Annotated in this window: 3 protein-coding genes; all 3 read right to left on the bottom strand. The window is 37.3% G+C overall.

What is annotated here, in order from left to right:
* On the bottom strand, positions 1-1574 hold a 1574-nt coding region (locus H5202_RS20625), incomplete at its 3' end, for an SNF2-related protein (RefSeq protein ID WP_182773710.1).
* The gene (gene mads1 / locus H5202_RS20630; RefSeq protein ID WP_182773712.1) at positions 1574-1753 is read right to left on the bottom strand and encodes a methylation-associated defense system helix-turn-helix domain-containing protein MAD1; all 180 of its coding nucleotides are present in this window, start codon (positions 1751-1753) and stop codon (positions 1574-1576) included. The genes mads1 and H5202_RS20625, both read right to left, overlap by 1 nt.
* Before the next feature lie 203 nt (positions 1754-1956).
* On the bottom strand, positions 1957-2466 hold a 510-nt coding region (locus H5202_RS20635), incomplete at its 5' end, for a YagK/YfjJ domain-containing protein (protein ID WP_182773711.1).

Here is a 2466-nt window from a genome sequence, read left to right on the forward strand (position 1 = left end):
GAAATAACATCTGTTCTGTGAGTTAGCGGACAACGAAATGATAGCGGCTTTCTTCTTGTGGGAAATTTACCAATATCGGTGGTGTCATAAAATGTTTGAATATGTTTACGTGAACGGGCAATAGTTACCGCATCTAAAACTTCAAAAAAGTCGAATTCTAGCGCATTTAAAATTGCTGCTGGCGTACGCTGTTCGGGTTCTAATTTTGTCCAATCGTTAAAGGCTCGTTGAGCATTTTTAAAAATGGTATCAATAGACTTAGTGGTTCTTAGCTTTTCAGATAATTCATCTTGGTTACCCTCGTATGCTAGGGCAAGTTGGTTTTTCAGATCGGTAAAACGATTATTTACTGGTGTAGCAGAAAGCATTAACACTTTAGTTTTTACACCCGCTCTGATGACTTTATTCATTAGCTTTTGATAGCGAGTTTCACGGTCTTTTACTGGATTATCATTTCTAAAGTTATGTGACTCATCGATAACGACGAGGTCATAGTTGCCCCAGTTTATTCTGTTCAATGGCGTGCCGAAAGATTCACCGCTGGTGCGGTCTAAGTCGGTATGGCAGAGCACATCGTAGTTAAATCTATCTCCGGCAAATATATTCGTTTTGAGATTGCGATTGTAGTTTAACCAGTTATCTGCAAGTTTTTTGGGGCAAAGTAAAAGTACTGAACGATTTCTAAGCTCATAATATTTCATCACAGCTAGTGCGGTAAATGTTTTACCTAAGCCTACTGAGTCGGCCAGGATACAGCCATTATATTGCTCTAGTTTATTGATGAGACCTGTTGCAGCATCTTTTTGATAGTTAAATAGTTTGTTCCAAATTAACGTGTCTTGATAGCCTGTTCGGTCATTTGGGATTACGTCTTCATTTAACTCATCTAAAAATTCAAAGAAGATATTGTATAACATCAAGAAGTAAACTCGTTCAGGTGAGTTTTCTTGATAAATTGACTCTATATGCTCAACAATCGCCTCAGTAACTTCTTTTACTTTGCCTTGGTCTTTCCAAATTTGCTCAAAAAGCTGAACATATTGGCTAGACATCATATTGTCATCAATTTTATGAACAAAGTTAGAGACTGCGTTACCTTTTTGATAGCCAAGATCAACGGCAGTAAAACCATTAATAGGCATATAAGCAGAATGAGCATCACCATCAACAACGGCAAATTGCTGCATTGGTGCACTGGTCGTGTTTGATTTAAATGTGGCTTTTTTTCGTATCCAACTCGCGCATTCTTTTGCTATGGCTTTTTGGTTTAATTTATTTCGCAGTTGGATCTCAAATTCGGTTCCATAAAGGCTCGATTCGTTTTGACTACGTTTATCTTGGGGGATAAAAAATTCTCGACGTTCTTTACGGATTTTATCAGTTACTGCACTAGGAACAAAAGTTGGGGAAGTGAAGATAAATTCTAATTCATCAATATTACTTAACTCACTTTTTAAAGCCTCATAGGCATAGATAGAAAAGCAAGATGCGGCAATTCTAAGCTTGTCGCCTGATTGAATTGTTTCTTTTAAGTCATCACCTAATAAGTTATTGATGTTATCTATTATCTTCATTAACTATCCTTGCTTTTTTGTGTCTCTATCCATCTTTCTATATCTACTCGCTTAAAACGCCATGAACCACCCACTTTAAAGCCTGGTAGTTTTCCTTCTCCAGCTAATCGATAAGCTGTTTTTTCATTAAGCTTTAGGTATTCTGCAAGCTCTTGAATCGTCAGTATTTCGTCACTCATTGCTTCATCTCTAACTGTGAACAAAGTCAGCATATGAGAAAATTGCGGAATGGTCAATGTAATTACCCAATTACGCCTATTTGGAGAAATGATAATAAACGGCATAAAAGCCAGGCCATCGATGACCTGGTCTGTTTATATCTATTTTTACTTCAAATTATCCTTAGTTACCGTTCTCATGCTTGGCTCAGTATCAGGTCCCTTTACTCACTTCTATTCCTCCTCTTGTTTGGATTTCTGCTGTACTTAATGCCAAATACATCGTCAAGATTGTTAGTAGGGTAGCGAGACTTTCTTGCTAACTTGCTTAAAATGAAGAAGCAGTAACGAGCGTCTTGGTTGTACGACTTCTTGCTAGGGTTTAGTGGAATTATGTTTGCGGTTGTGAATGAACACAACGAATCAGCATTAGAGTCGCTGATAAATAAAATATGTGGCCATGTTGCTTTTATTGTCTTTGTAAAAAACGCTTTTGCGCTAAGTGCCACCTGTTCAGTCGCGTCTTTTGGTGCCCTAAAAAAGAGCGCTATATGATAAAAGACTGAGCCGTCATCAGACATATCTTTTGCCCAAATCATATTTATCGCCTCAGATACTGGGATTTTTTTAGCTAAATAATAAAACCATTTGTTTAATTTTTTATTAGCATCTTGTTGATAGGCTTTAGGCACTCTTAACTTGAACCTGAATACATAACAATTTGGGAATCGTCG

The sequence above is a fragment of the Shewanella sp. SG41-4 genome, assembly GCF_014164505.1.
Classification (GTDB): Bacteria; Pseudomonadota; Gammaproteobacteria; order Enterobacterales; family Shewanellaceae; genus Shewanella.

Excerpts from the sequence above, each read along its gene's own strand:
- mads1 (WP_182773712.1), bottom strand. The coding sequence starts at position 1,753 with ATGAGTGACGAAATACTGACGATTCAAGAGCTTGCAGAATACCTAAAG.